We start from the raw sequence: 3,953 nt of genomic DNA on the forward strand, positions 1-3,953 counted from the left end.
GTTGGTGCGGGTGGGGGTGTGGGGGGGGGGGGCCGCGGACGCCCGGCCGGCGAACGCGCCGCGGTAGCGCGCCGCCGGGTGGTCGGCGGGCAGCAGCGGCGACGACGCGCCGGACAGCGCCTCGCGGAGCGTGCGGCCGGGCGCCTTCTCGCTGACGCGGCCCCGCTCGGCGAGGACGGGCGTCACGTACTCGCCGAACGCCCGGTAGTCCTCGATGGCGACCGCTCCGGCGATGTTGAAGCCGTCGAGCCCCGACTCGTCGGCGAGCGCTTCGAGCCGGTCGGCGACCGTCGCGCCGCCGCCGACGATGGGCCGCCCGTAGCCTCCGACGCCGTCCGGGGACCCGAACACGTCGCGGAGCGACCACGAGGTGCCGGGGACGTCCTTGGTCAGGCTCGCGAGGATCGACCGGTTGCTCTCGGTCTCGATGTACTCCAGCGGCGCGTCGAGGTCGTACTGCGCCCAGTCGATGCCGGTGATGGCGGAGAAGTGGGCGATGGCGCCCTCGACGCTGCGGTAGCGCTGGTAGTCGCGCAGCTTGGCGTGGGCGGCCTCGTCCGTCGCGTCCGCGATGACGGTGACCAGGCCGACGAACCGGATCGCGTCCGGCCCCCGTCCCTCCAGCGCCGCCAGCCTCCTGATCTCCTCGATGTTGCGGCGCAGCGCCACCGGCTCGATCCCGGCCACGAACACCACCTCGGCGTTGCGGGCGGCGAACGCGCGCCCGCGCGGCGACGAGCCCGCCTGGAACAGCACGGGCGTGCGCTGCGCCGACGGCTCGGACAGGTGCGCGCTGGGCACGGAGAAGTACTCGCCGGAGTGGCCGATCGCGTGCACCTTCGACGGGTCGGCGTAGACGCCGCGCTCGCGGTCCTTGACCACCGCGCCGTCGTCCCAGGACCCCTCCCAGAGCTTGTAGGTGACGTCGAGGAACTCCTGCGCGAGCTCGTAGCGCCGGTCGTGGGGCAGCTGGCGGTCGAGGCCGAGGTTGCGCGCGGCGCTGTCGAGCTGGGACGTGACGATGTTCCAGCCGATCCGCCCGCGGGTGAGGTGGTCGAGCGTGGTGAACTTGCGGGCCAGTAGGTACGGCTGCTCGTAGGTCGTCGACACCGTGACGCCGATGCCCAGGGTGCGGGTCGCCGCGGCGATCGCGGACACCACCAGCAGCGGATCGTCCAGGGGCGTCTGGACGGCGTCGGTGAGCGCCCGGTCGGCCGACCGCTCGTAGGTGTCGAGTTGGCCGAGCGCGTCGGCGAGGAACAGCGCGTCGAAGCCGCCGTCCTCCAGCACCCGGCCGAGCTCGACCCAGTAGCCGACGTCGGTGTAGTCGCGCGCCGCCGGCGAGTGGCGGCGCCACAGGCCGAAGGCGATGTGGCCCGCCGTGCTCATCTCGACGGCGTTGAGGATGAGCGGACGCGTGGTCATGAGGTCTCCTTGGCTTCGTGCGCGGCGCCGATCGGGAGGACGGCGTCGAGCAGGGCGCGGGTGGCCGGATGGCGGTCCTCGGCGGACAGGTCGTCCACCGGGAAGGTCTCGACGAGCGACCCGTGGCGCATCACGCCGATGCGGTCGCAGACCGACTCGATCACCGCGAGGTCGTGGCCGATGAACAGGTAGGTGAGGCCGAGCTCGTCCTTCAGGTCGAAGAGCAGGTCCAGGATGCTCGCCTGGGTCGACACGTCGAGGGCGGACGTGGGCTCGTCGAGGACGAGCAGGTCGGGCTCCAGCGCGATGGCCCGCGCGATGCTCACCCGCTGGCGCTGCCCGCCGGAGAACTCGCGCGGGTAGCGGTCGGCGTGCGCGGCGTGCAGGCCGACCAGCTCCAGCGCGCGGGCCGTGAGGGCGGCGGCCTCCCGGCGGTTCGCGGCCTTCCCCAGCCGGACGAGCGGCCGGGCGATCTGGTCGCCCGCCTTGAGCCGGGGGTTCAGGGCGGTGGCCGCGTCCTGGAAGACGTACTGGAAGCGGCGCCGCAGGTCGCGGCGGCCCCGGGCGTCCGCGGCGGCGACGTCCGCGCCATCGAACAGGACCGACCCGGCGGTGGGCCGGAGCAGGGCGCCGGAGAGCCGGGCGAGCGTCGACTTGCCCGACCCGGACTCGCCGATGAGCCCGAACGTCTCGCCGCGCCGCACGCTCAGCGAGACGTCGCCGACGGCGCGGACCACGGACCGGTGGCGTCCGGTCCCGAAGCCGCCGACGGCGAACTCCTTCGACACGCCCCGCAGTTCCAGGATCGCCTCGCCGGAGGACGCGCCGCCGGGCCGCGCCCCGCCGGCGCGCCGGGCGGCGGGCGGGCGGCGGCCCGCGCCCGGCCGGCCCCGCCCGATCTCGGGCACCGACTCGATGAGCGACCGCGTGTAGGGGTGCGACGGCGCGCCGAGCACCCGCCGGGTCTCCCCCACCTCGACGATCGCGCCCTCGCGCATCACCGCGACGCGGGAGCCGGTGTGCGCGACCACGCCGAAGTCGTGGGTGATCAGCAGCACCGCCGTCCCGGTCTCGGCGGACAGGCCGAGCAGCAGGTCGAGGATCTGCTTCTGCACGGTGGCGTCCAGCGCCGTCGTCGGCTCGTCGGCGATGAGCAGGTCCGGGCCGGACAGCGCGGCGAGCGCGATCATGACGCGCTGCCGCATGCCGCCGCTCAGCTCGTGCGGGTAGGAGCGCAGGACGCGGTCCGGGTCGGGGATGCCGACCCGCTCCAGCCAGCCGCCCGCGACCCGTGCCGCCTCGCTCCGGGAGACGCCCAGGTGCAGGCGGGCGGTGTCGCCGAGCTGGCCGCCGACGGCGAACGAGGGATCGAGCGAGGTGACGGGGTTCTGGAAGATCATTCCGATGCCGGAGCCGCGGTGGGCGTTGAGCCGCCGCTCCGGCAGCCCGACCAGCTCGGTGCCGCGGAAGCGGACGCTGCCCGCGGTGACGCGGGCGCCGCGGGGCAGCAGCCCGAGGATCGCGGCGGCCGTCACGCTCTTGCCCGATCCGGACTCGCCGACGAGCGCGAGCACCTCGCCCTCGCCGATCTCCAGGTCGACGCCCCGCACCGCCTCGACCCGGGCGCCGGGCAGCGCGAACTCGACGCTGAGGCCCTGCACGGTGAGCACGGCGTTCATTTCCGACCTCCGGGGTCTCGTGGCGCGGTCATGGCCGGGATCACGGGTTCAGGACGTCGCGCAGGCCGTCGCCGAGCCAGTTGAAGGCCAGCGAGACCAGCAGGACGGCGGCGGCGGGGAACGTGGCGACGCCGGGGCTGCCGGTGACCAGCACCTTGGCGCCCTCGGAGATCATCCGACCCCAGTCCGCGTCGGGCGGCTGGACGCCGAGGCCGAGCGCGCTGAGGCTGGCGGTGAAGACGATGTTCACCCCGACCAGGCTCGTCCCGTAGATCACGACGGACGAGGCGAGGTTGGGCAGCACCTCGGTGCACACGAGGGCCGCCTCGGAGGCGCCGAGCGAGCGCGCCGCCTCGACGTAGTCCTTCTCGCGCTCGACCCGGGCCTCGGCGAAGACGATCCGGGCGACGTACGGGACGGCGCCGAACACGACGGTCCCGGCCAGCACCCACGCGCCCGGCCGGACGACCGCGGCGAGCGACAGGGCCACCAGGATCACCGGGAACGCGAACATCAGGTCGACGAGCCGCATCAGCGCCCCGGACGCGCGGCGCCCCGCGAACGCGGCGAACAGCCCCACGGCCGTCCCGGCGACCAGGGCGGCCGTGACCGACGCGACGGACACGACGAGCGCGGTCCGGCCGCCGTAGACGAGGCGGCTCAGCACGTCCCGGCCCTGCTCGTCCGTGCCGAGCAGGTGCCCCGCCGATCCGGCGGGCGCCAGGACGCTCTCGGCGTCGGCGGCGTTCGGGTCGTGCGGCGCCAGCCACGGGGCGAGCACCGAGACCGCGACGACGACGGCGATCACGGCGAACCCGAGCACGGCCTGCCGGTCGCGCGCGAACCGCG

Annotated in this window: 3 protein-coding genes; all 3 read right to left on the bottom strand. The window is 74.9% G+C overall.

What is annotated here, in order from left to right:
- On the bottom strand, positions 1-1,425 hold a 1,425-nt coding region (locus ABZ914_RS48085), incomplete at its 3' end, for an NtaA/DmoA family FMN-dependent monooxygenase (protein ID WP_500201316.1).
- Complete coding sequence (locus ABZ914_RS48090) at positions 1,422-3,104, bottom strand: dipeptide ABC transporter ATP-binding protein (RefSeq protein WP_500201317.1); 1,683 nt, start codon at positions 3,102-3,104, stop codon at positions 1,422-1,424. The genes ABZ914_RS48090 and ABZ914_RS48085, both read right to left, overlap by 4 nt.
- A 40-nt stretch (positions 3,105-3,144) precedes the next feature.
- Positions 3,145-3,953: ABC transporter permease (locus ABZ914_RS48095; protein WP_500201318.1), on the bottom strand; the 809-nt coding region annotated here is incomplete at its 5' end.

Source organism: Spirillospora sp. NPDC046719, from assembly GCF_040645715.1.
Lineage (GTDB): Bacteria > Actinomycetota > Actinomycetes > Streptosporangiales > Streptosporangiaceae > Spirillospora.

Coding starts and splice junctions, on each gene's coding strand:
- ABZ914_RS48090 (WP_500201317.1), bottom strand. CDS start 3,104: ATGAACGCCGTGCTCACCGTGCAGGGCCTCAGCGTCGAGTTCGCGCTG.